General features: G+C 46.5%; 28 protein-coding genes. 15 read left to right on the top strand and 13 right to left on the bottom strand.

All coding sequences use genetic code 11. The annotated features are described in order from the left end of the window. The first annotated feature begins 215 nt into the window (after positions 1-215). Complete coding sequence (locus H3L97_RS05475; protein ID WP_097114127.1) at positions 216-974, top strand: GIY-YIG nuclease family protein; 759 nt, start codon at positions 216-218, stop codon at positions 972-974. 222 nt (positions 975-1,196) lie between these two features. On the opposite strand, the gene dsbD is transcribed toward H3L97_RS05475, so the two are convergent. After that, positions 1,197-3,026, bottom strand: coding sequence for a protein-disulfide reductase DsbD (gene dsbD / locus H3L97_RS05470; RefSeq protein ID WP_097114128.1), 1,830 nt, complete (start codon positions 3,024-3,026; stop codon positions 1,197-1,199). A gap of 580 nt (positions 3,027-3,606) precedes the next feature. Next, a complete protein-coding gene (locus H3L97_RS05465) occupies positions 3,607-4,209 on the bottom strand; it encodes a toxin-antitoxin system YwqK family antitoxin (protein ID WP_179655814.1) in 603 nt (200 codons plus the stop codon). A 55-nt stretch (positions 4,210-4,264) separates the two neighbouring features. On the opposite strand from H3L97_RS05465, the gene H3L97_RS05460 reads away from it, so the two are divergent. After that, a complete protein-coding gene (locus tag H3L97_RS05460) occupies positions 4,265-4,432 on the top strand; it encodes a hypothetical protein (RefSeq protein ID WP_179655815.1) in 168 nt (55 codons plus the stop codon). Here the strand turns inward: H3L97_RS05460 and H3L97_RS05455 are convergent. Together H3L97_RS05455 and H3L97_RS05450 are read right to left on the bottom strand one after the other, a co-directional pair. Next, positions 4,421-5,623 (bottom strand): tetratricopeptide repeat protein, encoded by a 1,203-nt coding sequence (locus H3L97_RS05455; protein WP_097114131.1) that lies wholly within the window; start codon positions 5,621-5,623, stop codon positions 4,421-4,423. The two genes, H3L97_RS05460 and H3L97_RS05455, sit on opposite strands and share 12 nt — an antisense overlap. Before the next feature lie 99 nt (positions 5,624-5,722). Then, entirely contained in the window at positions 5,723-6,619 is an 897-nt protein-coding gene (locus tag H3L97_RS05450) for an NAD(+)/NADH kinase (protein WP_097114132.1), read from the bottom strand. 159 nt (positions 6,620-6,778) lie between these two features. Here H3L97_RS05450 and fba point away from each other — a divergent pair, with 159 nt between their 5' ends. Continuing rightward, positions 6,779-7,843: a class II fructose-bisphosphate aldolase gene (fba, locus tag H3L97_RS05445; RefSeq protein ID WP_097114133.1), complete on the top strand. Its 1,065-nt coding sequence runs from the start codon at positions 6,779-6,781 to the stop codon at positions 7,841-7,843. 75 nt (positions 7,844-7,918) lie between these two features. On the opposite strand, the gene H3L97_RS05440 is transcribed toward fba, so the two are convergent. The 6 genes from H3L97_RS05440 to mnmM all read right to left on the bottom strand — a co-directional run bounded on the left by H3L97_RS05440 (position 7,919) and on the right by mnmM (position 11,620). After that, positions 7,919-8,155 carry a glutaredoxin family protein gene (locus H3L97_RS05440; RefSeq protein WP_097114134.1) on the bottom strand — a complete coding sequence of 79 codons (237 nt, stop codon included), beginning with the start codon at positions 8,153-8,155 and terminating at the stop codon, positions 7,919-7,921. Positions 8,156-8,217: 62 nt separating this feature from the next. Next, on the bottom strand, positions 8,218-8,775 hold the full coding sequence (locus tag H3L97_RS05435; RefSeq protein ID WP_097114135.1) for a peptidylprolyl isomerase: 558 nt from the start codon (positions 8,773-8,775) through the stop codon (positions 8,218-8,220). Then, positions 8,772-9,212 carry a ProQ/FINO family protein gene (locus tag H3L97_RS05430; protein WP_097114197.1) on the bottom strand — a complete coding sequence of 147 codons (441 nt, stop codon included), beginning with the start codon at positions 9,210-9,212 and terminating at the stop codon, positions 8,772-8,774. Before H3L97_RS05430 ends, H3L97_RS05435 begins: the two co-directional genes overlap by 4 nt. Positions 9,213-9,449: 237 nt before the next feature. After that, a complete protein-coding gene (gene aroB / locus H3L97_RS05425; protein ID WP_097114137.1) occupies positions 9,450-10,529 on the bottom strand; it encodes a 3-dehydroquinate synthase in 1,080 nt (359 codons plus the stop codon). 148 nt (positions 10,530-10,677) lie between these two features. After that, a complete protein-coding gene (locus tag H3L97_RS05420; protein WP_097114138.1) occupies positions 10,678-11,046 on the bottom strand; it encodes a SirB2 family protein in 369 nt (122 codons plus the stop codon). Beyond that, positions 11,039-11,620, bottom strand: a complete 582-nt coding sequence (gene mnmM, locus H3L97_RS05415) for a tRNA 5-(aminomethyl)-2-thiouridylate-methyltransferase MnmM (RefSeq protein ID WP_097114139.1) — start codon at positions 11,618-11,620, stop codon at positions 11,039-11,041. Before mnmM ends, H3L97_RS05420 begins: the two co-directional genes overlap by 8 nt. 190 nt (positions 11,621-11,810) lie before the next feature. Between mnmM and H3L97_RS05410 the strand changes: the two genes are divergently transcribed. The 4 genes from H3L97_RS05410 (at position 11,811) to oppB (ending at position 15,171) form a co-directional block, all read left to right on the top strand. Further along, positions 11,811-13,478, top strand: coding sequence for an ABC transporter substrate-binding protein (locus H3L97_RS05410; RefSeq protein ID WP_097114140.1), 1,668 nt, complete (start codon positions 11,811-11,813; stop codon positions 13,476-13,478). Between the two features lie 104 nt (positions 13,479-13,582). Further along, positions 13,583-13,801, top strand: a complete 219-nt coding sequence (locus tag H3L97_RS05405) for a hypothetical protein (RefSeq protein ID WP_097114141.1) — start codon at positions 13,583-13,585, stop codon at positions 13,799-13,801. After that, positions 13,801-14,178, top strand: coding sequence for a type II toxin-antitoxin system VapC family toxin (locus tag H3L97_RS05400; protein ID WP_097114142.1), 378 nt, complete (start codon positions 13,801-13,803; stop codon positions 14,176-14,178). The genes H3L97_RS05405 and H3L97_RS05400 overlap by 1 nt, the downstream gene beginning before the upstream one ends. 72 nt (positions 14,179-14,250) lie before the next feature. Then, a complete protein-coding gene (gene oppB, locus H3L97_RS05395; protein WP_097114143.1) occupies positions 14,251-15,171 on the top strand; it encodes an oligopeptide ABC transporter permease OppB in 921 nt (306 codons plus the stop codon). Between the two features lie 319 nt (positions 15,172-15,490). Here oppB and rfaE2 read toward each other — a convergent pair whose 3' ends face one another. After that, positions 15,491-15,973, bottom strand: coding sequence for a D-glycero-beta-D-manno-heptose 1-phosphate adenylyltransferase (gene rfaE2 / locus H3L97_RS05390; protein WP_097114144.1), 483 nt, complete (start codon positions 15,971-15,973; stop codon positions 15,491-15,493). 47 nt (positions 15,974-16,020) lie between these two features. After that, positions 16,021-16,707: a tRNA (guanosine(46)-N7)-methyltransferase TrmB gene (gene trmB, locus H3L97_RS05385; RefSeq protein WP_097114145.1), complete on the bottom strand. Its 687-nt coding sequence runs from the start codon at positions 16,705-16,707 to the stop codon at positions 16,021-16,023. Between the two features lie 244 nt (positions 16,708-16,951). Between trmB and ybeY the strand changes: the two genes are divergently transcribed. From ybeY to H3L97_RS05345, 8 genes are all read left to right on the top strand, one after another. Next, positions 16,952-17,467 (top strand): rRNA maturation RNase YbeY, encoded by a 516-nt coding sequence (gene ybeY, locus H3L97_RS05380; protein WP_097114146.1) that lies wholly within the window; start codon positions 16,952-16,954, stop codon positions 17,465-17,467. 2 nt (positions 17,468-17,469) lie between these two features. Beyond that, positions 17,470-17,637, top strand: a complete 168-nt coding sequence (locus tag H3L97_RS05375; RefSeq protein WP_179655817.1) for a hypothetical protein — start codon at positions 17,470-17,472, stop codon at positions 17,635-17,637. A 60-nt stretch (positions 17,638-17,697) separates the two neighbouring features. Next, complete coding sequence (gene rsmA, locus H3L97_RS05370) at positions 17,698-18,477, top strand: 16S rRNA (adenine(1518)-N(6)/adenine(1519)-N(6))-dimethyltransferase RsmA (protein WP_097114147.1); 780 nt, start codon at positions 17,698-17,700, stop codon at positions 18,475-18,477. Between the two features lie 40 nt (positions 18,478-18,517). Then, positions 18,518-18,745, top strand: coding sequence for a hypothetical protein (locus tag H3L97_RS05365; protein ID WP_097114148.1), 228 nt, complete (start codon positions 18,518-18,520; stop codon positions 18,743-18,745). A gap of 28 nt (positions 18,746-18,773) precedes the next feature. Next, on the top strand, positions 18,774-19,331 hold the full coding sequence (locus tag H3L97_RS05360; protein WP_097114149.1) for a riboflavin biosynthesis intermediates N-glycosidase: 558 nt from the start codon (positions 18,774-18,776) through the stop codon (positions 19,329-19,331). A gap of 120 nt (positions 19,332-19,451) precedes the next feature. Continuing rightward, positions 19,452-19,865, top strand: a complete 414-nt coding sequence (locus H3L97_RS05355) for a nucleotidyltransferase substrate binding protein (RefSeq protein ID WP_034292575.1) — start codon at positions 19,452-19,454, stop codon at positions 19,863-19,865. Further along, the gene (locus H3L97_RS05350; protein ID WP_097114150.1) at positions 19,862-20,200 is read left to right on the top strand and encodes a nucleotidyltransferase family protein; all 339 of its coding nucleotides are present in this window, start codon (positions 19,862-19,864) and stop codon (positions 20,198-20,200) included. The genes H3L97_RS05355 and H3L97_RS05350 overlap by 4 nt, the downstream gene beginning before the upstream one ends. A 4-nt stretch (positions 20,201-20,204) precedes the next feature. Further along, positions 20,205-20,933: an amino acid ABC transporter ATP-binding protein gene (locus H3L97_RS05345; RefSeq protein WP_097114198.1), complete on the top strand. Its 729-nt coding sequence runs from the start codon at positions 20,205-20,207 to the stop codon at positions 20,931-20,933. 297 nt (positions 20,934-21,230) lie between these two features. Here H3L97_RS05345 and H3L97_RS05340 read toward each other — a convergent pair whose 3' ends face one another. Beyond that, a complete protein-coding gene (locus H3L97_RS05340; RefSeq protein ID WP_097114151.1) occupies positions 21,231-24,104 on the bottom strand; it encodes an Rne/Rng family ribonuclease in 2,874 nt (957 codons plus the stop codon). Positions 24,105-24,216: the final 112 nt, after the last annotated feature.

Below are 24,216 nucleotides of genomic sequence, written 5' to 3'. Positions count from 1 at the left end.
CATTTCGCTATAAAACGAACTATACGCTAATTTGTGCGTCATGCAAACTGATTTTTGATTTATTCTCACAAACACATCATTGATTTTGTATATCAAGTAACGCTTTGTTTCGGCTCAAATTTAGGTGGGCATTTATACCATATTTTCAGGCTGCCTGAAAATCATTTAGCGGTTTTCTTGATTTCAAACAAAGTCTCTTTAAATAAGGAAAAAACATGGCTAAAACGCAGTTGGGTTGGGTGTATGTGCTGCACAATCCTTCGTTTAAACACAATATGATTAAAATTGGCTTTACCAACAAACCCACGCCACAACAACGGGCGCAGGAATTGTCCAAACACACTGGTGTGCCTACGGAATTTGAGGTGCTGTATGCGGTGCAAGTGTATGGCGCACAGGATTTGGAAACGCGCGTTCATCAGCTTTTGCAACACAAACGGGCAAGCCACAATCGTGAATTTTTTGAATGCAGCGTTGATGAGGCGGTGAAGACGATACGTCAAACGGCGGGCAAAAATGTGCTTGATGAAATGGATTTGCGGGGCGGCAATGCGGCGGCGTTCAGGCAGCCTGAAACGGCTAAAAAAACCAATTCGCGCAAAAAAAATTCGCCCAACAAACAGAAAAATCGCGGTTTGATTGTGATGATGATGATTGTGTTGATTTTGTTTTTGGCGGCAATGTTGGTGGTGGGCTGGAATGTGGAGCAAAAGGAAAAGGCGCAATCGCCACACAATGCGTCTCAAAGCCAAACGCTGCCTGAACGTGCTGCAAAACACAATGATGTGCCTGCCGATGATGTGGCGGCAACATGGCAAAAAATCGCGCCTGAAATCCGTGCCACTTTGCAAGAGGAACAGGATAAATGGTTGCAAGATAAGCAAAATCATTGCGCCCAATCCGCCAATCGCTTGCAATGCGAACGCGAATGGAATGGGCAAAGGGTGAAATATTTGCGTGGGTTTATCATTTAGAACCTGCATTCACAATCTTAATGGCTTGCTTTTATCGCTACTTCATTCGCCTACTGCGTTGGCTTTTCATGCCAATAGTCTCGCTATTGGCGCGAAAAGCCGCCTTGTATTCGCAAGAATTATCCATAAAATCAAGCCATCAATCTCATGAATACAGGTTCTTAAATTTTCAGGCAGCCAAAAATCATCATTTTGGCTGCCTGAAAGGTTTTACAGACGATTTTATTTCATTTGTTGTTGATACCATTCAATAAATTCATCGGCTGGCGCAAAACCCAACAACGCGCTGCTGCGGCTGCCGTCCGCTTTCAACACAAACAAACCTGGGGGACCAAACAAGCCGTATTCTTTGAGCAAGGCTTGATGTTCGGGCGTGTTGGCGGTTACGTCAATTTGCACCAAACGGTTCATCGGCACGGCTGCCTGAACGCTGCTTTGGGGGAAAGTTTTGGCTTCCATTTCTTTGCACGAAACGCACCAATCGGCATAAAAATCCAACAAAATCGGCTGCGCGGGGTTGTCTTTTAAGGCTGCCTGAATGTGGTTTTTCAAGGCGGCAACATCGGTGAATTTGTGATGTTGTTCATTGCTGTGCGGCAATTTGGGGTGCAAAGTCAAAAAGCTGTGCAAGGCGGTTTCTTGTCCACGCGCACTTTGCACGCCAAACCACAAACCACCCATTGCCAACAAAGCAGCAAGCAAACTGGCGGTCATTTTCAGGCTGCCTGAAACCTGCTTGCGCGTGTGCCAAAGCATGAAAATGGCAGGCACAATCATCAAAGCCGTGTACAAACTTGCCGTGAGCGCGTAGGGCAAAAATCCTGCCGCCAAATACACCGCCACCGCCAACAAAATCACACCAAATGCGTATTTGATGCCGTTCATCCAAGCCCCAGCGCGTGGCATGATGTGTCCGCCAAATGTGCCAACAATGATGAGCGGCACACCCGTTCCGATTGCCAAAGTGTACAAAGCCAAACCGCCCAAAAAGCCATCGCCCGTTTGCCCAATGTAGCCCAAAGCAAACGCCAACGGTGGCGCAACGCAAGGTCCAACAATCAAAGCAGAAAGCATGCCCATAATGAACACGGAAACGATTTTACCGCCCGACAACTTATTGCTTTGGCTTTGAAAATACGATTGAACCGCACTGGGCAACTGAATGTTGAACACGCCAAACATGGACAAAGCCAGCACCACCATCAAAGCCGATGCCGCCAACACCACCCAAGCCTGTTGCAACCAAACCGTGAGCAATGCGCCCGTTAAACCAGCCAACACGCCCACCAAAGTGTAAGTTACCGCCAAGCCTTGCACATAAATCAGCGAAAGCAAAAAGGCGCGGCTTTTGCTGCCACTTTTGTCGCCCACAATAATGCTGGACACAATCGGCAAAAGCGGATACATACACGCAGTAAAGCTCAATCCCAAACCCGCAATGAAAAATGCCAACAAATTCATGCCCAAAGTATCGCGCGATAATTTGAATTTGCTGTCTGAATCGGTGGCATCAGCAGGCGCGGACGAAAGCGGAACAGCCGTTATCTCGTTCGCCGCGCCCTGTGGCTTTTTTACAAAGGGGTTTCCATTGGCGTTGTTGTCGGCGGTATCGCCATAAATGCCGCTGCCTGTAATGGTTAATTGTTTTTCAACAGGCGGATAGCACACGCCCACATCGGCACAACCTTGATAACGCAAAGTTAAAGTGTTGATGTTGGTGTTGGGCTGATTGAATTGCCATTTGCCCTGTGCGTTTTTGTAGTAAACGATTTGTTTGCCAAAAAATTCGTCTTCTTTTTGTTTGCCTTCGCTGAATGTGGGTGCAGCCAAGGCGTTGGGCAAATCGGTTTCGGCTTCAATTTTGCTTTGATACATATAGTAGCCATCGGCAATTTTAAAATCCACCGTAACGCCATTTTCGTCAATTTGCGCGGTTGGCACAAAGGCTTGCTCGGGCGGCAACAAATCTTCGGGGCTGATGGCAGCCTGAACCACATGGCTCAAACCGAAAGTTGCCATCAAAATGAACAATATCTTTTTGAATAAAGTCATTATCTTTCCTTAAAAAATGAAATTAAAATGGGGTTCAGGCTGCTTTTTTTATCGTCAATCCAATACAAAATGGGATACCATGTAGGGTGCAACTTGTTGCACCAAACCCATGTTTTATCAGGAAAATGGTGCAACAAGTTGCACCCTACACTTGTCCTATTTTTAAAAGCCGCCTGAAAAAACGGCATATTATGGCGATTTATGCCCACACCGTCTTTATTCAATAAACGCATTTTCTGATTGATAAAAATCATGTTTTTCAAAAAACAAAACAAAAACAAAAATTTAACAAAAACAAACACAAAGTAAAAACAAGAAAAAGCCGCCTACACACCATATTGCGTGTTCAGGCAGCCTGAAACCTTTGCAAAACTCGGTTTGTAGGGGCAGATTTCATATCTGCCCCGTTTAGGTTTGCAGAAATTTTCATTCTTATCAATAAATTGAAAAAGGGCGGATATGAAATCCGCCCCTACGTCAGTTTAAAAGTAGGTTTTGCAAAGGTTTCAGCCTGAAAAAGGATTTGGGCTTAAAACCTGCATTCACAATCTCAATAGCTTGCTTTTATGAATACAGGTTCTTAATCCAAAATATTACCGTCTTCGTCCCAGCTTTGTTCTTCCACCACTTCATCGTTTTGCAAAACGCGCTCCATGCGTTTGTTGCCGTTTTGATACCAATCTTGCAACACGCCCGAGCGTTTGCCATTTTGGTAGTTCAGTTGGGCGGTTAAATTGCCCTTTTCGTCCCATGAAATCAGGTTCATCATTTCGCCATTTTGCACCGTCATGTCGTGTTGCAATTTGCCGTTGGGATACCAAATTTTGCTTGAACCGTGTTCAATATTGTTTTCAAAAGATTTTTCGCTGCGTTTGGTGCCATCGCTGTACCAGCGCGTGCCAACGCCTTGAATTTTGCCTTCTTGATACAGCACTTCTTCGGATTTGTTGCCGTTTTCAAACCAGCGTGTCCAAGTGCCGTCTGGCTGACCGTTTTTAAAATGCCCCACCATTTTTTTGCTGCCACTGGGGTAAAAGTCGGCAACATCGCCATTTTCGGGGTGTTTGCGTACCGTTTGCGACAAATCGGGTATGCCATGCGTTGCCGCCACATGGCGCACATCGGCATGCGCCCAAGCTGCCATACCCAACAAACCCACACACAAAAAATAACGTAAATTCATCACACTACCTAACCATTTCCAAAAAATAAACACAGTGCAAATTGTAGCATTGCCCATGCCAAAAATTAAGTTTTGGACGTTCAAAATGCCATTTGGCTGCCTGAATGTGTTGCAAGCACACCATTTCAGGCTGAAACCTTTGCCGCGATGCGGTGGTGGGCGCACACCAAAAAGGCAGCCTGAAAAATACAGGCTGCCTGTGGCGTGGCGATTAGCGGATTAAACCTTTTTGGCGCAAATCATTCAGCTTTTTTTGTGCGTCAGCATCACCTTGCGCGGCGGCTTTTTCAAACCATGCTTTGGCTTGCGCATCATCTTGTTTCACGCCCAAACCTTGCACATACATCATGCCCAAATTGTATTGTGCAGTAGCACTACCTTGTGCGGCGGCTTTTTCGTACCATGCTTTGGCTTGCGCATAATCTTGTTTCACACCCCAACCTTCGTCATACATCATGCCCAAATTGTTTTGTGCGACAGCATGACCTTGCGCGGCGGATTTTTCAAACCATGCTTTGGCTTGGGCATAATCTTGTTTCACGCCCAAACCTTCCGAATACATCATGCCCAAATTGTTTTGTGCGCGAGCATGACCTTGCGCGGCGGCTTTTTCGTACCATGCTTTGGCTTGGGCATAATCTTGTTTCACGCCCCAACCTTTCTCATACATCATGCCCAAATTATTTTGTGCGTCAGCATCACCTTGCGCGGCGGATTTTTCATACCATGCTTTGGCTTGGGCATAATCTTGTTTCACGCCCCGACCTTCGTCATACATCATGCCCAAATTGTTTTGTGCTTCAGCCAAACCTTGCGCGGCGGCTTTTTCAAACCATGCTTTGGCTTGGGCATAATCTTGTTTCACACCCCAACCTTGCGCATACATCAAGCCCAAATTGTTTTGTGCGGCAGCCCAACCTTGCGCGGCGGATTTTTCATACCATGCTTTGGCTTGGGCATAATCTTGTTTCACGCCCCGACCTTGCTGATACAGATAGCCCAAATTGTTTTGTGCGCCAGCCAAACCTTGCGCGGCGGCTTTTTCAAACCATGCTTTGGCTTGCGCATAATCTTGTTTCACGCCCCAACCTTGCTCATACAGATAGCCCAAATTGTTTTGTGCGGCATCATCACCTTGCGCGGCGGCTTTTTCAAACCATGCTTTGGCTTGGGCATAATCTCGTTTTACCCCATCCATGCCAGATACATAACGCATACCCACATTATTTTGTGCTTGTGCATTGCCCTGTTGTGCCAATTTCAAATTGGTGGCAAAGCTGTTTTTGGATTGACCTGAAACCGATGTGCTGGTGCTTGTTGTGGTTATGGCTGCGGCAACAAGCAATGCCAATGCAACTGCCAACACAGCAAGCAATAATTTATTCAATTTGCGGGGGACGGTAAAGAATGGCATGGTTTCCAATCCATGTTGTTAAAAAAATAAAGCAAAAAGTTTATATTTTTTCGCATTTTTTGGCAAGCTGTGGCGCGATTTTTTTCAGGCTGCCTGAAATCACACCAACTGTTCGCCCCAACGCAATTTTTGGCGCAACGTGCGATAATATTGGTAATTTTGCGGCTGCCACACCCGAATGTGGTGTTCAAAACGCGACATCACAATTTTGTCCATGCTTTGAATGTCGGTGTGGGCTTGTCCGTCAAAATGCACCCGCGCATCGTAGGCTTTCGTTACCAAAATTTCAATTTGGCTGCTGTCGGCAATCACAATCGGGCGGTTGCTTAAAGCCTGCGGACAAATCGGCACCAGCGTAAACGCATTTAAGCCAGCCTGAATAATCGCACCGCCCGATGCCAAAGCATAAGCCGTAGAACCCGTGGGCGTGGACACAATCAAACCATCAGAACGCTGGCTGTAAACAAATTCGCCATTGATGAACACCTCAAATTCAATCATTCTGCCCGACAAACCGCGCGACAAAACCACATCATTCAAAGCCAAATTTTGTGAAATGCCCACATCATCACGCCACACATGGGCTTGTAATGCGACACAATTTTGTTCAATGTATTGCCCAGCCAATATCAAACGCAAATCGTCCAACATGGTTTGTGCCGACACAGGCGTTAAAAAACCCAAATGCCCCAAATTCACGCCAATCAACGGCACCTGATGTTGCGCCACCCAACGCGCCGCCGACAAAAACGTGCCATCGCCACCCAACACAATGATGACATCGCTCCACTCGCCCATGTGCTGTTGGGCAATGGCATGGCAATGTTGCGCCAGCCAATTTTCGCTGACTTCATCGCCATACACCAAGCTCTTGGGGTCTATGCCCACAGATTGATTTTGCGCGCGCAAAAAAGCCACCAACTGCCGCAAATACGGCATGGCTTCGGGCGTTTCGGGGCGAACAATAATCCCAATTCTTTGCAATGAACGATTCATAAGCGGCACACTTCACACAAAAAAACAAATTGTAATGCAAAAAAATGGTTTTCAGGCAGCTTTTTGCGCGAAAACGGCTTTATTTAGGGGATTTATTGCTGCTATAATCCGCGCTGTGGAAAAAATTACACACGATTACATTTGATAAGGAGCAACACCATGGCACTCGTATCCATGCGCCAACTGTTAGACCACGCAGCCGAACACAGCTACGGCTTACCCGCCTTTAACGTCAATAACTTGGAACAAATGCGCGCCATCATGGAAGCGGCAAATCAAGTGAATGCCCCCGTGATTGTGCAAGCCAGCGCAGGCGCACGCAAATATGCAGGTGCGCCCTTTTTGCGCCATTTGATTTTAGCGGCGGTGGAAGAGTTCCCCCACATTCCCGTTGTCATGCACCAAGACCATGGCGCATCGCCCGATGTGTGCCAACGCGCCATTCAGCTCGGTTTCAGCTCTGTGATGATGGACGGCTCTTTGTTGGAAGATGGCAAAACGCCTTCCACTTATGAATACAATGTGGACGTTACACGCAAAACGGTGGCATTTGCCCACGCTTGTGGCGTGTCGGTGGAGGGCGAAATTGGCGTTTTGGGCAATTTGGAAACGGGCGAGGCAGGCGAAGAAGATGGCGTGGGCGCGGTTGGCAAATTGTCGCACGACCAAATGCTGACCAGCGTGGAAGACGCGCGCCGTTTCGTGCAAGACACGGGCGTGGACGCATTGGCGATTGCGATTGGCACCAGTCATGGCGCGTACAAATTCACGCGTCCGCCCACAGGCGAAGTGTTGCGCATTGACCGCATTAAGGAAATTCACGCTGCCTTGCCCAACACGCACATTGTGATGCACGGTTCCAGCTCTGTGCCGCAAGAATGGTTGAAAATCATCAACGAATTTGGCGGCAACATTGGCGAAACCTATGGCGTGCCAGTAGAAGAAATCGTGGAAGGCATCAAGCATGGCGTGCGTAAAGTGAACATTGACACGGACTTACGCCTTGCCAGCACGGGCGCAATCCGCAAATTCATGGCGGAAAACCCTGCCGAATTTGACCCACGCAAATATTTGGGCAAAACGGTGGAGGCGATGAAACAGATTTGCATTGACCGTTATTTGGCGTTTGGCTGCGAGGGCATGGCGGACAAAATCAAGCCGATTTCTTTGGAAAAAATGGCAACGCGCTATGCCAATGGCGAATTGAAACAGGTTGTGAAATAAACTTTCAGGCAGCCTGAAACGTGAAAAATCGCCCGAAAAACCAAAATTTGTGGTTTTTTGGGCGATTTGTGTTTTTCAGGCTGCCTGAATGTGTTGGCGCAAAGCCTGTTCATCCAAAAAATAATGGCAAATTTCCGTGTCGCCATGCAACAACACGGGAACCAGCTCATTGTATTTTTCTTCCAATTCGGGAAAATCGTCAATTTCCACAATTTCCACATCAAAACCCAGTTCGGCTTGCAAAGGGCGCAACGCATCGCGCATTTGGTGGCACAAGCCGCAATAGGGGCGAAACATCAGGGTCAAAACCATGATTGGCTTTCTCTCAAAAAAATTTCAGGCAGCCTGAACAACATTTGGGCTGCCTGACAACATCATTTCACCACTTTCACACTTTGAATCACAATCGGTGCAACAGGCACATTTTGGTGCATCATGCGCGTGGTGGTGCGAACTTGCGCGATTTTATTGACCACGTCCATGCCTTTGCTCACTTTGCCAAACACGGTGTAGCCGTAGCCATCAACGGTTTTGGCGGTGTGGTTTAAGAAATCATTGTTGTTCACATTGATGAAAAACTGGCTGGTTGCCGAATGTGGGTCGTTGGTACGCGCCATGGCAATGGTGCCAATGGTGTTTTTCAAGCCGTTGTTGGCTTCGTTGGCGATGGGTTTGTCGGTGGTTTTTTGCAACATTGCCGAATTGAATCCCCCACCTTGAATCATGAAACCATCAATCACGCGGTGGAAAATCGTGTTGCTGTAAAAGCCTTTGTTGGCATAATTGACAAAATTGGCAACGGTTTTGGGGGCTTTTTTCTCGTCCAGCAGCAATTCAATTTCGCCTTCGCTGGTTTGCATGACAACTTTGGTTTCAGCCAGCGCGTTTGCCGACAATGCCACGCTCAAAATTAAAATGGCGATTTTTTTCATGATGATGGGTTTTCCTGATGTTCACTGTGGGTGGGTTTTTCTTGGGCTTTTTGTTCGCGTTTTTCAGCCAGCCGCGCTTTCAGTTTTTCAACGGCTTCGGCAACATTGGGTTGCGACAGGGCATATTGTTGCTCTTCGGGGCTGATTTCGCCTTGAAAACGGTTGTTTAAATTGAAACGTTTACCGCCCATTGCCAAATTGATTAAATATTTGGGGCGGCGGCAATGGTTGGTCAAAACGCGCCCAATGATTTGTGGGTCAAATTGGGGCAAGGCGGCAATCAAATCCTGTTCGGTTTCCACCGCCAGTGGGCGGAAACGGCGAAAAACTTCGTATTTTTTGTAGATGTGTTCGGCAACCAAATCGGTTTGCTTGCGTTTGCTCAATGTTTGCACGGCTTGTTTTAAAGCTGCGCCCAAAGCGGTTTCTTGTGTCATGGTTTTGTGTTCCATCAAAATGAAAAGAAGTTTTCAGGCTGCCTGAAAAATGGGTCGTGCCACCATCTTGCCCCCTCTCCTTTGGGAGAGGGCTGGGGAGAGGGAAAAATCTGCGCCACTTTGCAAATTTTGCCCTCTCCCTAACCCTCTCCCACTGGGAGAGGGAATGGGTTGGTGGCAAGCTCACTCATTTTCAGGCTACCTGAAACAAATTTTGCGGATTGTAACAAATCCCCATTAAGCTGTGAATTTGCTTAATACATTTTTTAAAACATTCACATCAGGCAGCGTTTCAATTTGCGCTGCGCCCAAGTTTTTCAGCGTGATGAAACGCATTTTGCCTTCGTCCACTTTTTTGTCGTGGCGCATGTGGGCAAGCCATTCTTCTTCGCTGAATTTGGGGGGCGTGTCGGGCAAATGGGCGGCGCGTATGATGTTTTTCACACGCTCAATTTCATCGCTGCCGATGTAGCCCAATTGCTGCGACAATTCGGCTGCCATCACCATGCCTGCTGCCACCGCCTCGCCATGCAACCAGTTGCCGTAGCCCATTTGCGCCTCAATGGCGTGTCCGAAAGTGTGTCCCAAATTCAAATGGGCGCGTATGCCTTGTTCGGTTTCGTCTTGGGCAACGATGTCGGCTTTCATTTGGCAACAATGGGCAATCATTTGCGCGAGCAGCGTGTGGTCTTTTTGCATGATGGCGGCGATATGCTGTTCCAGCCACGCCAAAAATGCCACATCGCCCAACAGCGCGTATTTGATGACTTCTGCCATGCCTGCTGAAAATTCGCGTTCAGGCAGCGTGGCAAGCGTGTTCAAATCTGCCAACACCAGCTTGGGTTGATAAAACGCGCCTATCATGTTTTTGCCGCGTGGGTGGTTGATGGCGGTTTTGCCGCCCACCGATGAATCCACTTGGCTCAACAAGGTGGTGGGAATTTGGATTAAGGGTACGCCACGTTGGTAAGTGGCGGCGGCATAGCCCACCGTGTCGCCAATCACGCCACCGCCCAAGGCGATGAGTGTGGTTTTGCGGTCGGCATGGTTTGCCAGCAGGCTATCGTAAATGTGGTTGAGTGATTCGTGATTTTTGTGCTGTTCGCCATCGGGCAAAATGATGGAAAAGGCATCAATGCCATTGTTTTGCAATAATTTTACCAATGGCTGCAAATACCATTGTGCCACGGTGGTGTTGGTAACAATGGCGGCTTTTTTGCCAATGTGCGGTGCGAACAGATTGAAATCATTTAAAATATTTTTGCCTATCACAATGTCATAGCTGTGCGATGGGGCTTGAACTTGGACGGTTTGCATGATTTTTCCTTTAATTTAAATATTTTAGGCAGCCTGAAACTGTTGGTTTGCCACAATTTTATCCCCAGCCCTCTCCCACAGGGAGAGGGAGTTGAATGGGTGATGCGATGAAATTTCAGGCTGCCTGAAACCCAATCCCAGCAATCAGTCAAAATGGCTTAAATCGCGCCAAGTAAACGATTGCCACCAGCACCAAAGTTGCCCCCACATAGCTTTGCCAAAATACCGCGCTGCGTGGCGCATTTTTCAGGCAGCGTATGCCCAGCAAAATGTAACCAATCACCAAGCCCAATTTCAAGCCAGCCCAGCCCAATACCGACCAATTGCCCATGTAAAACAAACTCGCACCTGTGATGAGCAACAGGGTGTCGTTGATGTGTGGGGCGATTTTCCAGATTTTGCCAAATGAGGTGTAGGGTTTCATCATCAATTTGATGGCGCGAAATTGAAACAAAATCACGCTGATGACCACAAACATCATGTGGCTGTGTTTGAGTGGTAAATACAGATTATCCAAGGGTGTTCCTTTCGGGCAGTTTTTCAATCGCCACAATAAAGGGCGGATTGTTTTTTTGGTTGATGAAAGCGTAGTGCAAAACGCGAAATTGCGTTTGCGGTAAATTTTGGGCAAACTGCATAATGACGTGGCTTTCCAGTTTGCCTGTTTCGTGTCCTGTGTACAAGACCAAAACCAACAAGCCATTGTTTTTTAAAAGATGAAGTGTGGCTTGTATGGCGCATAAGCTGCTTTCAGGCAGCGTGGTAATGTGGTGGTCGCCACGCGGCAAATAGCCAAAATTGAACACCGCCGCCGCCACGTTTTGCGGCACAAATTGGGCGATGTTTTCGTGGCTGCTGTGGATTAAATCCACACAATGAAGCATTTGCTTTTGCTGTAATTTTTCGCGCGTGGCGGCAAGCGCGGCTGCCTGAATGTCAAAAGCATACACGCGCCCCGTTTCGCCCACGCATTGTGCCAAAAACAGGGTATCGTTGCCATTGCCCATGGTGCCGTCTAGGGCGATGTCGCCCACTTTCAGGCAGCCGCGCAGCAATTCGTGGGCAAACGGCAAAATCGGTTTCAACTGCATATTTTTGTGGCTGGAAAAAGCGTTTATTTTAGCAAAATTCGGTTCAGGCTGCCTGAAATCCGCTTTTTTTGTAAATTTTTCTTGACAATATAACGGGATTTGTTAAATATTCACTTTGAATAAATGGCAAAATTTTTGCGATTTGGGGGGATTTATCCCATTTTTCAAACAAAATACAAAGGATTATTTCATGAAAACACATTTGAAACCCCTGTTGTTGGCTTTGGGTTTAACGTTCGGTTTAGCCGCTTGTGGCGGACAAAATTCAGGTTCAGGCAGCCAAAATGCCGCGCCCGCCAGCAAGCCTGCCGCCCAATCCACCGAATTAGCCGAAAAACAAGAAATCGTCATCAACAATGGCGCAGAACCCGAATCGCTTGACCCACACAAAGTCGGTGGCGTACCCGAATCCAATATTTTGCGCCAAATGTTTGTGGGCTTAACCACCACCGACAATGACGGCAACACCATCGCAGGCATTGCCGAAAAATGGGAAACTGCCGACAACAAAGTCTGGAAATTCACCCTGCGCGATGCCAAATGGAGCAATGGCGACCCCATTACCGCCGATGATTTTGTGTACAGTTTCCGCCGCTTAACCGACCCTGCCACCGCCTCGCCCTACTCCACCTATTTGGCAGACGTGAAAGTGGTCAATGCCCAAGACATTGTTGATGGCAAAGCCAAACCCGACACGCTGGGCGTTAAAGCCATTGACCCCAAAACCCTTGAAATCACATTGAGCGAACCCGTTCCCTATTTGCCCGACACGCTCATTCACTCTGCCGTGAAACCCGTAAACAAAAAAGCCATTGAACAACATGGCGACAAATGGACGCTGCCTGAAAACTTTGTGGGCAACGGTGCATACAAACTCAAATCTTGGACGGTAAACGACAAAATCGTCATGGAACGCAACCCCAATTATTATGACGATGCCAACACCAAAATCAATCAAGTTACCTTCTTGCCCATCGGTTCAGCCGTTACCGACATGAGCCGCTTTAAAGCAGGCGAAATTGACGTTACCTACAACGACATTCCCACCGAACAATTCGCCTCTTTAAAAACCGAAATGGGCGAACAAATGAAAGTGTCGCCCTATTTGTGTACCTATTATTTTGAATACAATCACAAAAAAGCCCCATTTGACAACGCCAATGTCCGCAAAGCCCTGTCGCTGACCTTTGACCGCGACCTGTTTGCCAGCAAAATTGTGGGTCGTGGCGAAACGCCAGCTTATATGTTCACGCCCCCAGCCGCGCAAGGCATGAAAGAATTTGTGCCAGAATGGAAAACATGGGACATGGCAAAACGCATAGAAGAAGCCAAAAAATTGCTCAACGAAGCGGGCTACAACGAAAGCAATCCATTAAAATTTGAATTGCTCTACAACACCAGCGAAAACCACAAGAAAAATGCCGTTGCCGCCACCGCCTTGTGGAAAGAAAAATTGGGCTTTGTGGAAGCCACTTTAAACAATCAAGAATGGAAAACCTATTTGGACACACGCCGCACGCAAAAACACCAAATGTCGCGCGGTGGCTGGTGTGCCGATTTCAACGAAGCGTCCACATTCTTGAACACGTTTAAATCCGACAGCAGCAGCAATTATGGCAAATACCAATCCGCCAAATTTGACGATTTGATGAAACAAACTTTAAGCGCAAGCGTTACCCCCGAACAACGCGCCGATTTGTATCAACAAGCCGAAGCGGAATTGGATAAAGACGCTGCCACCATTTTTGCGTACCACTACATCAGTGCGCGTTTGGTGAAACCTTATGTTCAAGGCTATTCCGACAAAGACCCCATGGACAATTTCCAAGTGAAATATTGGGCTGTGTTGAAACACTAAACCGAGCTTTGTGGGGCGCGTACCATGCACACTAATGAGGCGTGTCGCGCCCCCTGTATTTTGCTTTTCAGGCTGCCTGAAAACACTTTTTTGGAGCAAAAACCATGATTTTGGACATTCCCCCACACATGGAACAAAGCATTGTTCAAATTTCAAAAAATCAAGGCATTAGCGCAAACGAATTGATTATGCAATGGCTGCATCAAGCGGTTAAACAAGCACAAAATCAATCTGAAGAATTGGATTTTGTCGGTATGTGGGCAGACCAAGAAATCAGCGTTGATGAACACATGACACAATTACGCAAAGGACGAACATTTTGATGTTGATTGATACTGATGTGTTGATTTGGCTGGCTCGTGGCAATGAAAATGCCAAAAATATTCTATTAAATCAAAATACAAAATACATTTCCGTCATCACCTATATGGAAATGTTGCAAGGCATGAAAAACAAATTGGAGATGAACGCTTTTTTAAAATTTTTAAAGCAATATCCATTTGAAATTTTGCCATTAAACGAAAAAATCGGTGAAATGGCGAGTCATTTGGTCAAAAATCACGCATTAAGCCACAATATGCAAATGGCAGATGCGCTGATTGCCAGCACGGCAATGGTTTACAATCAATCTTTATTATCAGCCAATTACAAACATTATCATTTTATTGATGATTTAAATTTGATGAAATTCACGGTTTAAACCTTTCAGGCAGCCTGAAAACGCATTTTCAACAAAAAAACAATTATCTTAAACAAAACAAGGCACAATCCCATGATTAAACTGATTTTCCGCCGCATTTTGGAAGCCATTCCCACCTTATTTGTGTTGATTACCGTATCCTTTTTCATGATGCGGCTCGCCCCTGGCAGCCCATTTACGGGCGAACGCAATTTACCGCCCGCCGTGTTGGCAAACATTGAAGCCAAATACCATTTAAACGACCCGATTTGGTTGCAATATTTCAATTATCTCAAACAGTTGGCACAAGGCGATTTTGGACCTTCGTTCAAATACAAAGATTTCACGGTAAATGAATTGTTGGAAAAAGCCCTGCCTGTATCGGTGGAAATTGGCTTGTATGCCTTTATTTTGGCGGTGATTTTGGGCGTGGCATTGGGCGTGTTGGCGGCATTGAAACAAAATTCGTGGCTGGATTACACCCTCATGACTTTGGCGATGACGGGGGTGGTCATTCCCAGTTTTGTGAAAGCCCCACTTATGGTGTTGATTTTTGCGATTATTTTAAAATGGCTGCCTGCTGGCGGTTGGAATGATGGCGCGTTGATGAACCTGATTTTGCCCGTAACCGCCTTGGCATTGGCGTATGTGGCGAGCATTTCGCGGATTATGCGCGGTGCCATGATTGAAGTGATGAACAGCCCCTTTATCCGCACGGCAAGGGCGAAAGGGTTGTCCACGCGCTACATTGTGTGCAAACACGCGTTGCGCCCTGCCATGCTGCCTGTGATTTCGTATTTGGGACCTGCGTTTGTGGGGATTATCACGGGTTCAATCGTGATTGAGACGATTTTTGTGTTACCAGGGATTGGGCAACTGTTTGTGAATGGCGCACTCAACCGCGATTATGGCATGGTGTTGAGTTTGACGATTCTGGTGGGCGTTTTGACCATCGTGTTTAACGCGATTGTGGACATTTTGTATGCCGTGATTGACCCGAAAATTCGGTATTGAATGATTCAGGCAGCCTTTTATGAACCTACAAAAATGGATTTTGCCTTCGGCGACTTACTTTTTAAAAAAGTAAGCCAAATACATTAAAGCTGAACGGTTTCTTTTCAAAAAAATATTTCAGGCAGTCTGAAAAGATAAGCTACTGAAATAAAATAAAAATAGTTATTGTATTTCAAGTTATTTGGCTTACTTCTTTAAAAAGTACACCTAGCGGTGGGCAACAGTCGTCCGCGCGACAACAGAGTACCAACCCCAATACACCCCTTTTTATTTTTCTGTAGGATAATGAAAGGCTGCCTGAACCATCAACCATGCCAATTCACTGGCGGATTTTTGCCAACATTTTGGTGGTGGACGTTTGGTGCAAAAACGGTATGCTGTGAACCTGTCCACCACGCGCCAAAGTTTCTGCCGCGCCAACGATGTTTTCAGGCAGCCAATCGCCGCCTTTTACCAAAATATCGGGTTGAATTTGCTCAATTAAATTAAAAGGCGTGTCTTCATCAAACCACGTTACCGCGTCCACACTTTGCAGCGCAGCACACACGGCAGCGCGGTTCGCCAATGGGTTAATGGGGCGGTCATCGCCTTTGCCTTGACGTTTCACGGAAGCGTCTGTATTCAAAGCCAAAATCAGGCTGCCGCCCAAAGCACGCGCCTGCGCCAAATAGCTGACGTGTCCGCGATGAATGATGTCAAAACAGCCATTGGTAAACACAATCGGTCGCGGTAAATGGGCAAGTTGCGCCAAAATGTGTTCGGGCGCGATGATTTTTTGTTCAAAATCAGGTGTTTCGTACATGATTGTTCCTTTTTGATTGGGGATTGTTTTTCAGGCTGCCTGAAACCTTATTTTTTCACAAAAACCAAATCCCACACACCATGTCCCAAACGCTTGCCACGCGCCTCAAATTTGGTTTCAGGGCGATAGCTGGGCGTGGGCGCGTAATCGGCAGCCGTATTTTGCAAAGTTTCAGGGAAACTGCTCAATACTTCAAGCATTTGCACCGCGTATTCTTCCCAATCGGTTGCCAAGTGAATGTAGCCACCGCTTTGCAATTTGGGCAACAATTTTTCAATAAACGGAATTTGAATCAAGCGGCGTTTGTTGTGGCGTTTTTTGTGCCAAGGGTCGGGAAAGAAAATGTGTATGCCATATAAACTGTTGTCAGACAACATATTTTCCACCACTTCCACCGCGTCATGGCGCATCACTTTGATGTTGCGAATGTTTTGTTCTGCCATGATTTTGCACAAATTGCCCACACCCGGCCCATGTACGTCAATCGCCAAAAAGTCGGTTTCAGGCAGCGTTTGGGCGATTTGCGCGGTTGCCACGCCCATGCCAAAGCCGATTTCCAACACTTTGGGGTTATCGCGACCAAATTTTTGATTTAAATTGATTTTTTCATTGATGTAATCCACGCCAAAATCTGCCCAGTTGTCGTCTATGGCTTTTTGTTGGGCGGCGGTCATGTGTCCTTGTCGCAACACAAATGATTTGATGCTGCGGCGGTGGATTTCTTGTTCAGTCATCTTTTGCACCGTGAAATTGTTGTAAAATGGCGTGGATTATAGACGATGGCGCGAATATTTGTAACAATTCGCCTTTTTATTTCACATTTTCAGGCTGCCTTTCAACACCCTACAAAATTAAAGGTTTTGCCTTCGGCGACTTACTTTTTAAAAAAGTAAGCCAAATACATGAAAACTGAACGTTTTGCGTTCCAAAAAACATTTCAAGCTGCCTGAAAAAATATTACCCGATTAAATCAACATTATGAAAAAACAAACCAAACACTTCCCCTTTTTGCACATTCAAAAACAGCGTTTTCATTTTTTCTATGACAATGCCAGCCAAGCCACTGATTTACCAAGTGAAAAACAATTTTACCAATGGATTTGGCACGCGCTGAAAAACGCATACCGCCGTGCCGACATCTCATTGATTCTATTAGACGAAAACGAAGCCCAAGCCTACAACCGCGATTATCGTGGCAAAGATTACGCCACCAATGTATTGAGTTTCGCGCACAACGAAGGCGAATTTTCCTTTGTGGAACAAGATGATGTATTGCGTGGCGATTTGATTATTTGCCCCCAAATTGTCGCCAAAGAAGCCGCCGAACAAGGCAAGTCACTGCACGACCATTTCGCGCATTTGACCATACACGGCACGCTGCACCTGATGGGCTACGACCACATGACAGACGATGAAGCCGAAGAAATGGAAAGTTTGGAAACCCAATTATTGGCACAACTGAACATTGCCGACCCCTATTTTCAGGCAGCCTGAACATGAAAAAAGCATGGTTTATCATCATGTTGATGATGTTGAACGCCTGCGCCAGCAGCCACCCCAATTTAAGCACACGCCAAAAAGTGATTTATGGCGCAAACGTGATTGTGTACACACCCCTTTGTTTTTTATACGGAATTTGCCCCGATATTTCGCCAGAAGAATGATTCAGGCAGCCTGAAACATTTTTGCTATAATTCGCACAATTTTTTTCGTGAAACAAAACCATGACCGAACACAAAGCCCGCAAACGATTTGGACAAAATTTCCTGCAAGACACGCGCATCATCAGCGACATTGTGCATGCCGTTCGTCCGCAAGCCGATGATATTGTGATAGAAATTGGACCAGGTTTGGGCGCAATCACCCAGCCACTCACACAAAAACTGAACCGTTTGCACGTTTGCGAAATTGACCGCGATATCATACAATTTCTGAAAAAACAAACCTTTGCCGAAAAATTGACCATACACGAAGGCGATGTGTTGGCATTTGATTTCCGCCAAATTCTGGGTAAGAAAAAAATTGTCGGCAACCTGCCCTACAACATTTCCACGCCCCTCTTGTTCAAATTGAGCGAAGTGGCGGACGAAGTGATTGATATGCACTTTATGCTGCAAAAAGAAGTGGTTGAGCGCATGGTTGCCCAACCCAAAAGCAACGATTATGGGCGTTTAAGCGTGATGTTGCAGTATTTTTTTGATATGGAAAGCCTGATTGATGTGCCGCCCGAAAGTTTTCAGCCAGCCCCCAAAGTGGATTCGGCGGTTGTCCGCATGATTCCTGTGGCAAATCGCATTGGCAAGGCAGAAAATTTCCAGTATTTCAGCAACTTGGTCAAACAAGCCTTTCATCAACGCCGCAAAACGCTGCGCAATAATCTGAAAGACATTGCCAGCGATGACGATTTGCAAGCGGTCGGCATTTCGCCCCAGCAACGCGCGGAAGAGATTGCGCCTGAATGCTATGTGCAACTGTCCAATTATTTGATTAATAAGCGTGAATGATTTTTTTCAGGCAGCCTGAAAACGCGAAGGAGCATCAAAAATGAGCAATGTTTATTATACTTTTCAACTGGATAATCATTTGAAACAAGCCTTTTTTCAGGCTGCCAAGCAATCCAATCGCAGCAATGCAGAATTATTGCGTGAATTTATGCAAGATTTTGTTCAAAAACAAACCATTGCAAAACAAAAAATCAGTTTAGCTGAAAAATTAAGCACTTACCCACATCAAGCGGCTGATGTGGATTTTGAATTTGAGCGCGAAAAGTAATTTTCAGGCAGCCTGAAAGGATTTTTTCATGATGATTCAAAATTTATCAGATTTACAACAAGCCCATCAACAAGGCAAAAAATTCAAATATTTGCCTTTTTGGGGACACACGCCTAAATCGGACAATCAAATTGACAAAGCGGTTTTCAGTCAATGGTTTCCGCGAGATTTTGTGGTGGACAATATTATTTACCCCACCGCCGAACATTTTATGATGGCGAAAAAAGCGGAATTATTTGATGATAATGTGATTTTGGCGCAAATTCTTGCCAGCAAACACCCAAAACAAGCCAAAGATTTGGGACGACAAATTGCCCATTTTGATGAACAAATTTGGTATCAACATCGTGAAGACATTGTCTTTCAGGCAAATTGGGCGAAATTTTCACAACACGAAGATTTAAAAGCATTTTTATTAAACACGGGCGAGCGCATTTTGGTGGAAGCCAGCCCTGTTGATAAAATTTGGGGCATTGGTTTGGCGCAAGACAGCGCATTTTTGGAAAACCCATTAAAATGGCAAGGTTTGAATTTATTGGGTTTTGCGTTGATGAAAGTGCGCCAGCAATTATTGTTATCCCATTAAGAAATTAAGAAGATTGTTTCAGGCAGCCAAACAATCTAATCGCAGTAGCGCAGAATTATTTCGCGAATTAATACAAGATTTTATTCAAAAACAAGCAGTTTATTTGATAGAAAAAGAAAAATGAATACATTAAGTATCCAAGCCTTAATCAATGCCATTTCACGATTGCACGAAGGTTACACACGTTATCTACAAGATACGACCGATGAGCAAATCCGCGATGGATTAATTCAACGCTTTGAATTTACATACGAAATCAGCCATAAAATCTTGAAACGCTATTTGGAATACACTTCTGCCAATCCCAGCCAATTTGACACCATGCCCTTTCAAGATTTAATCCGCACCGCCAATGAGCAAAATTTATTGCTCAATGATTGGTCTAAATGGAAACAATACCGCGATATGCGTAATCGCACCAGCCACACTTACGATGAAAAAACCGCCTTGGCAGTGGTGCAAGGCATACCAGATTTTTTGGCAGAAGCTCAATTTTTACAAAACAGCCTGATTTCACGATTGGGAAAAACATGAAAAAATTGCATTTATCTGAATCAGAAAAAAAGATTGTTGAACACATTTTGCAAAAACACATTCCACAACGCGTGGTTTGGGCGTTTGGTTCTCGTGTGCATGGCAATGTGAAACCGTATTCAGATTTGGATTTGGCAATTTTGGGCGACACCCCTTTGAATTTAGCCGAACATGCTGATTTGGCAGATGATTTTTCCGAAAGTGATTTGCCATTTAAAGTGGATTTGGTGGACTGGAATCAGATTGATGATGGTTTTCAGCAAATCATTCGAGAAAACCATTTGATTTTACAAGAAAAAACGAAAGCAAAAAATGACCATAACCAACCCCAATAAAATCATGGTGAGCTTTAAAAATGTTCACAAACATTTCAAAGATTTACACGTTATCAATGGCGTGAATTTGGACATCAAACAAGGCGAAGTGGTGGTGGTGTGCGGACCTTCGGGCTCGGGCAAATCCACGCTGATTCGCACGGTAAACCAACTGGAAAGCATACAGTCGGGCGAAATTTGGGTGGACGGCGTGAACGTTGCCGACCCCAAAACCGATTTGAACAAAATCCGCACCGAAGTGGGCTTTGTGTTCCAACATTTTAATTTGTATCCGCATTTGAGCGTGTTGGACAACATCACGCTCTCGCCCATTCAAGTGAAAGGCATGAACAAGGCAGACGCGGAAAAATTGGCAACTGAATTGTTGGAAAAAGTCGGTTTGGCGCACAAAAAAGACGCGCTGCCCACCCAATTATCGGGCGGACAACAGCAGCGTGTGGCGATTGCGCGTGGTTTGGCAATGCAGCCGCGTGTGATGTTGTTTGATGAACCCACTTCCGCGCTTGACCCCGAAATGGTGGGCGAAGTGCTGAAAGTGATGAAAGATTTGGCACAATCGGGCATGACCATGATGTGTGTAACGCACGAAATGGGCTTTGCGCGTGAAGTGGCTGACCGCATTATTTTCGTAGACCACGGGCAAATTTTGGAAGACCGCGACCCAGACGATTTTTTTGAAAATCCACAAACCGACCGCGCCAAACAATTTTTGAGCCAAATCATGTCGCATTGATTTTTCAGGCAGCCTTACAGTACACGACAAAAATCTTTCAGGCTGTCTGCAACCTGTCCCTTCCCCTGCTGGCGGGGGAGGGTTAGGGTGGGGGTGGCGCTTTGCGTTTCTAACCCCCACCCCAGCCCTCCCCCTTACATAGGGGGAGGGGGCAGATTTGTGGCAATATCAAAAAATGTCGTGTACTGTAAGGCAGCCTGAAACCCAACCATCACCCAATTTTCCCATTGGCTTGACCATCAAAAAGGCGGATATTCAATCCGCCTTTTTTTGATTTTTTACCTGAAAATCAAACGATTATTCGCTGGTTTTCGTTTCCACCAAAATCATCTCTTTGGGAGGCTCAGCCGCAGGTTTGGCAGGCACATCGGCACGGCGCAAGCCTTTGGGCAAAGGTGGCTCAACACGCGCGGCAGCCGCAATCATCGCGCCTACGCTGGTTTCCACCCATTGCAAATCGCCCAAATCCATGTTCGCCAACATTTGTTTAAAAGCATCTTGCTTTTTGGGCGATGCGGTTTCTTCCACCACATCTTGTGCTGCCGTTTCCACTTGCGCGGCAATGGCAAGCACATCAATGCTTTCATTTTCACTTGGCAAATCAACTTCTTGTGATTCAGACAATGTGCTTTCTTCGCCCACCGCCACATCGTTTACCGATTCAGGCAGCACATTTGCCAGCGCGTTTTGCACATTTTCGGCTGCCTGAACAATCCATTGCTGTTCATTTTGGCTGCCGTCATCGTCTTCAAACGCAATGCCAACGGGCAGCGTGTTTGCCAACACAGGCATTTCAGATGCCACATGCACAATCAAGGCTTGTTGCGCTTCGGTTTCGCGGCGAATGCGCTCTGCCACCAAAGTGCTTTCTGCTGCCAAATCAGGGTATTGGCGAATCACATGCGCCACCGCGTCTTCCACGCACGTTGCCACATCAAGCACATTCAAATAATGCACCATTTTCGCTGCCGAAGGAATGCCGCGTTTTTGATTTTGATTGCGATTTTGCGGATTGCGCTGATTTTTGCTGCCGCGTGGCGATGGATTATCCTGCTCCGAACCAATGCGCACAATCAAAGGTTTTTGTTTTTGATTGGGATTTTTTTGTTTGCGCGGTTTTTGCGTTTGCGGCTCGGGCGCGACAATCGCCTCATCGTAAACGGGCGTTTCCGCGCTCAAATGGGCAGCCTGAACAGGGCTATGCTCCTTGTTTTGATTGCGCTGACGCTGTTTTTTCTCGGCTTTGGCGGCATTTTCAGGCAGCGCGTTTTTCGCAAGCGGATTTTGCGCCTGATTCACGGCTTGTGGGCGTTGATGTTTGTTGTTTTCTTTTTGATTCAAAGCCTGATGTGCCTTATCGCCTTGCTCGCTGGTGCGATTTTTGTTGTTGGCGCGGCGATTGGGGTTGTTGCGCTTATTGCTGGTGCGCGTGGCGTTGGCATCTTTTTTCAGGCTGCCTGAACGCGATTTGGGTTCTTCCGCCACCGCAGGGCTGCCTGTAAACAAGCGTTTGAGCCAACCCTTAAAGCTAGTCCACCACGATTTGTTTTCGCTCACCACAGGCGCAGGCGAAGCGTGTTTCACGCCTTTTACAGCAGGTTCGGGGCGCGTGGCTTTTTCGCCTTTGCTGTTGGAAAATGGCACGGTATCCGTTTTTTCAGGCTGGCTCACACGCTTGTAGCTGGGCGGCGCGTCTTCCGCCACATCGTCCACACGAATGCGCGAAATTTCATAATGCGGATTTTCCAAATTCGTGTTCGGAATCAGGAACACAGAAACGTCCAAACGCTCTTCCATGCCAAACAATTCAGCGCGTTTTTCGTTCAACAAAAAAGTTGCCACATCAACAGGCACTTGCGCGTGGACTTCGCCCGTGTTTTCCTTCATTGCCGCATCTTGAATCAAACGCAAAACGTGCAAAGCGGTGGATTCAATGCTGCGAATCACGCCCGTGCCAGCGCAACGCGGACAAGCAATGTGGCTGCTTTCCGCCAAAGCAGGCTGCAAACGTTGGCGCGACAATTCCAACAAACCAAAACGCGACAATTTGCCCATTTGCACACGCGCACGGTCTTTTTTCAGCGCATCGCGCAAGGTGTTTTCCACATCGCGTTGGTGTTTTGCGTCTTCCATGTCAATGAAATCAATCACAACCAAGCCGCCCAAATCACGCAAACGCATTTGACGTGCCACTTCTTCTGCCGCTTCCATGTTGGTTCGGAATGCGGTTTCCTCAATGTCCGCACCGCGCGTGGAACGTGCAGAGTTCACATCAATGGAAACAAGGGCTTCGGTGTGGTCAATCACAATCGCGCCACCGCTTGGCAAGCTCACGGAACGCGCAAATGCGGTTTCAATTTGCTGCTCAATTTGCAAACGTGAAAACAGGGGGGTGTGGTCGGTGTAGAGTTTCAGTCTGCTCAAATTATTGGGCATCACATAACTCATAAATTCAGAGACTTGCTCGTAAACTTCGGGGTTATCCACCAAAATTTCGGCGATGTCGGGGCGATAATAATCGCGAATGGCACGAATCACCAAAGAGCTTTCCATAAACAGCAAATAGGGCTGTTTGTGGGCGGCGGCGGCTTCTTCAATCGCGCGCCACAGTTGCAATAAGTAATTGAAATCCCATTGTAATTCTTCTGCGCTGCGTCCAATGCCTGCGGTGCGTGCAATCATGCTCATGCCGTGTGGCACGTCCAGTTGTGCCATGGCTTCTTTCAATTCGGCGCGGTCTTCGCCCTCAATGCGGCGCGATACGCCACCGCCACGCGGATTGTTGGGCATCAGCACCAAATAGCGTCCTGCCAAGCTGATGAAGGTGGTTAAGGCTGCGCCTTTGTTGCCGCGTTCGTCTTTTTCAACTTGAACAATGACTTGCATGCCTTCTTTCAACACATCTTGAATGCGGACTTTGCCGCCTTCGTAGTCTTGAAAATAGGCGCGAGACACTTCTTTAAATGGCAAAAAGCCGTGGCGTTCCACGCCATAATCCACGAAACAGGCTTCCAAAGAAGGCTCAATGCGCGTAATCACGCCTGTGTAGATGTTGCCTTTGCGTTGTTCTTTGCCGAGGGTTTCAATGTCCAAATCCAGCAGGGTTTGTCCATCAACGATTGCCACGCGCAATTCTTCGGAATGGGTGGCGTTGAAGAGCATTCTTTTCATGTTTATAACCTTTATTTTCAAAGATTTAGAACCTGTTTTCGTAAGATTGATGGCTTGTTTTGATTGGTAATTCGTGCGAATACAAGGCGGCTTTTCATGCCAATATTGAACA

It is taken from the genome of Alysiella filiformis (assembly GCF_014054525.1).
Taxonomy (GTDB): domain Bacteria; phylum Pseudomonadota; class Gammaproteobacteria; order Burkholderiales; family Neisseriaceae; genus Simonsiella; species Simonsiella filiformis.
The sequence above is the reverse complement of the archived record's forward strand: the minus strand, read 5'-3'. Positions and strand labels throughout refer to the sequence as shown.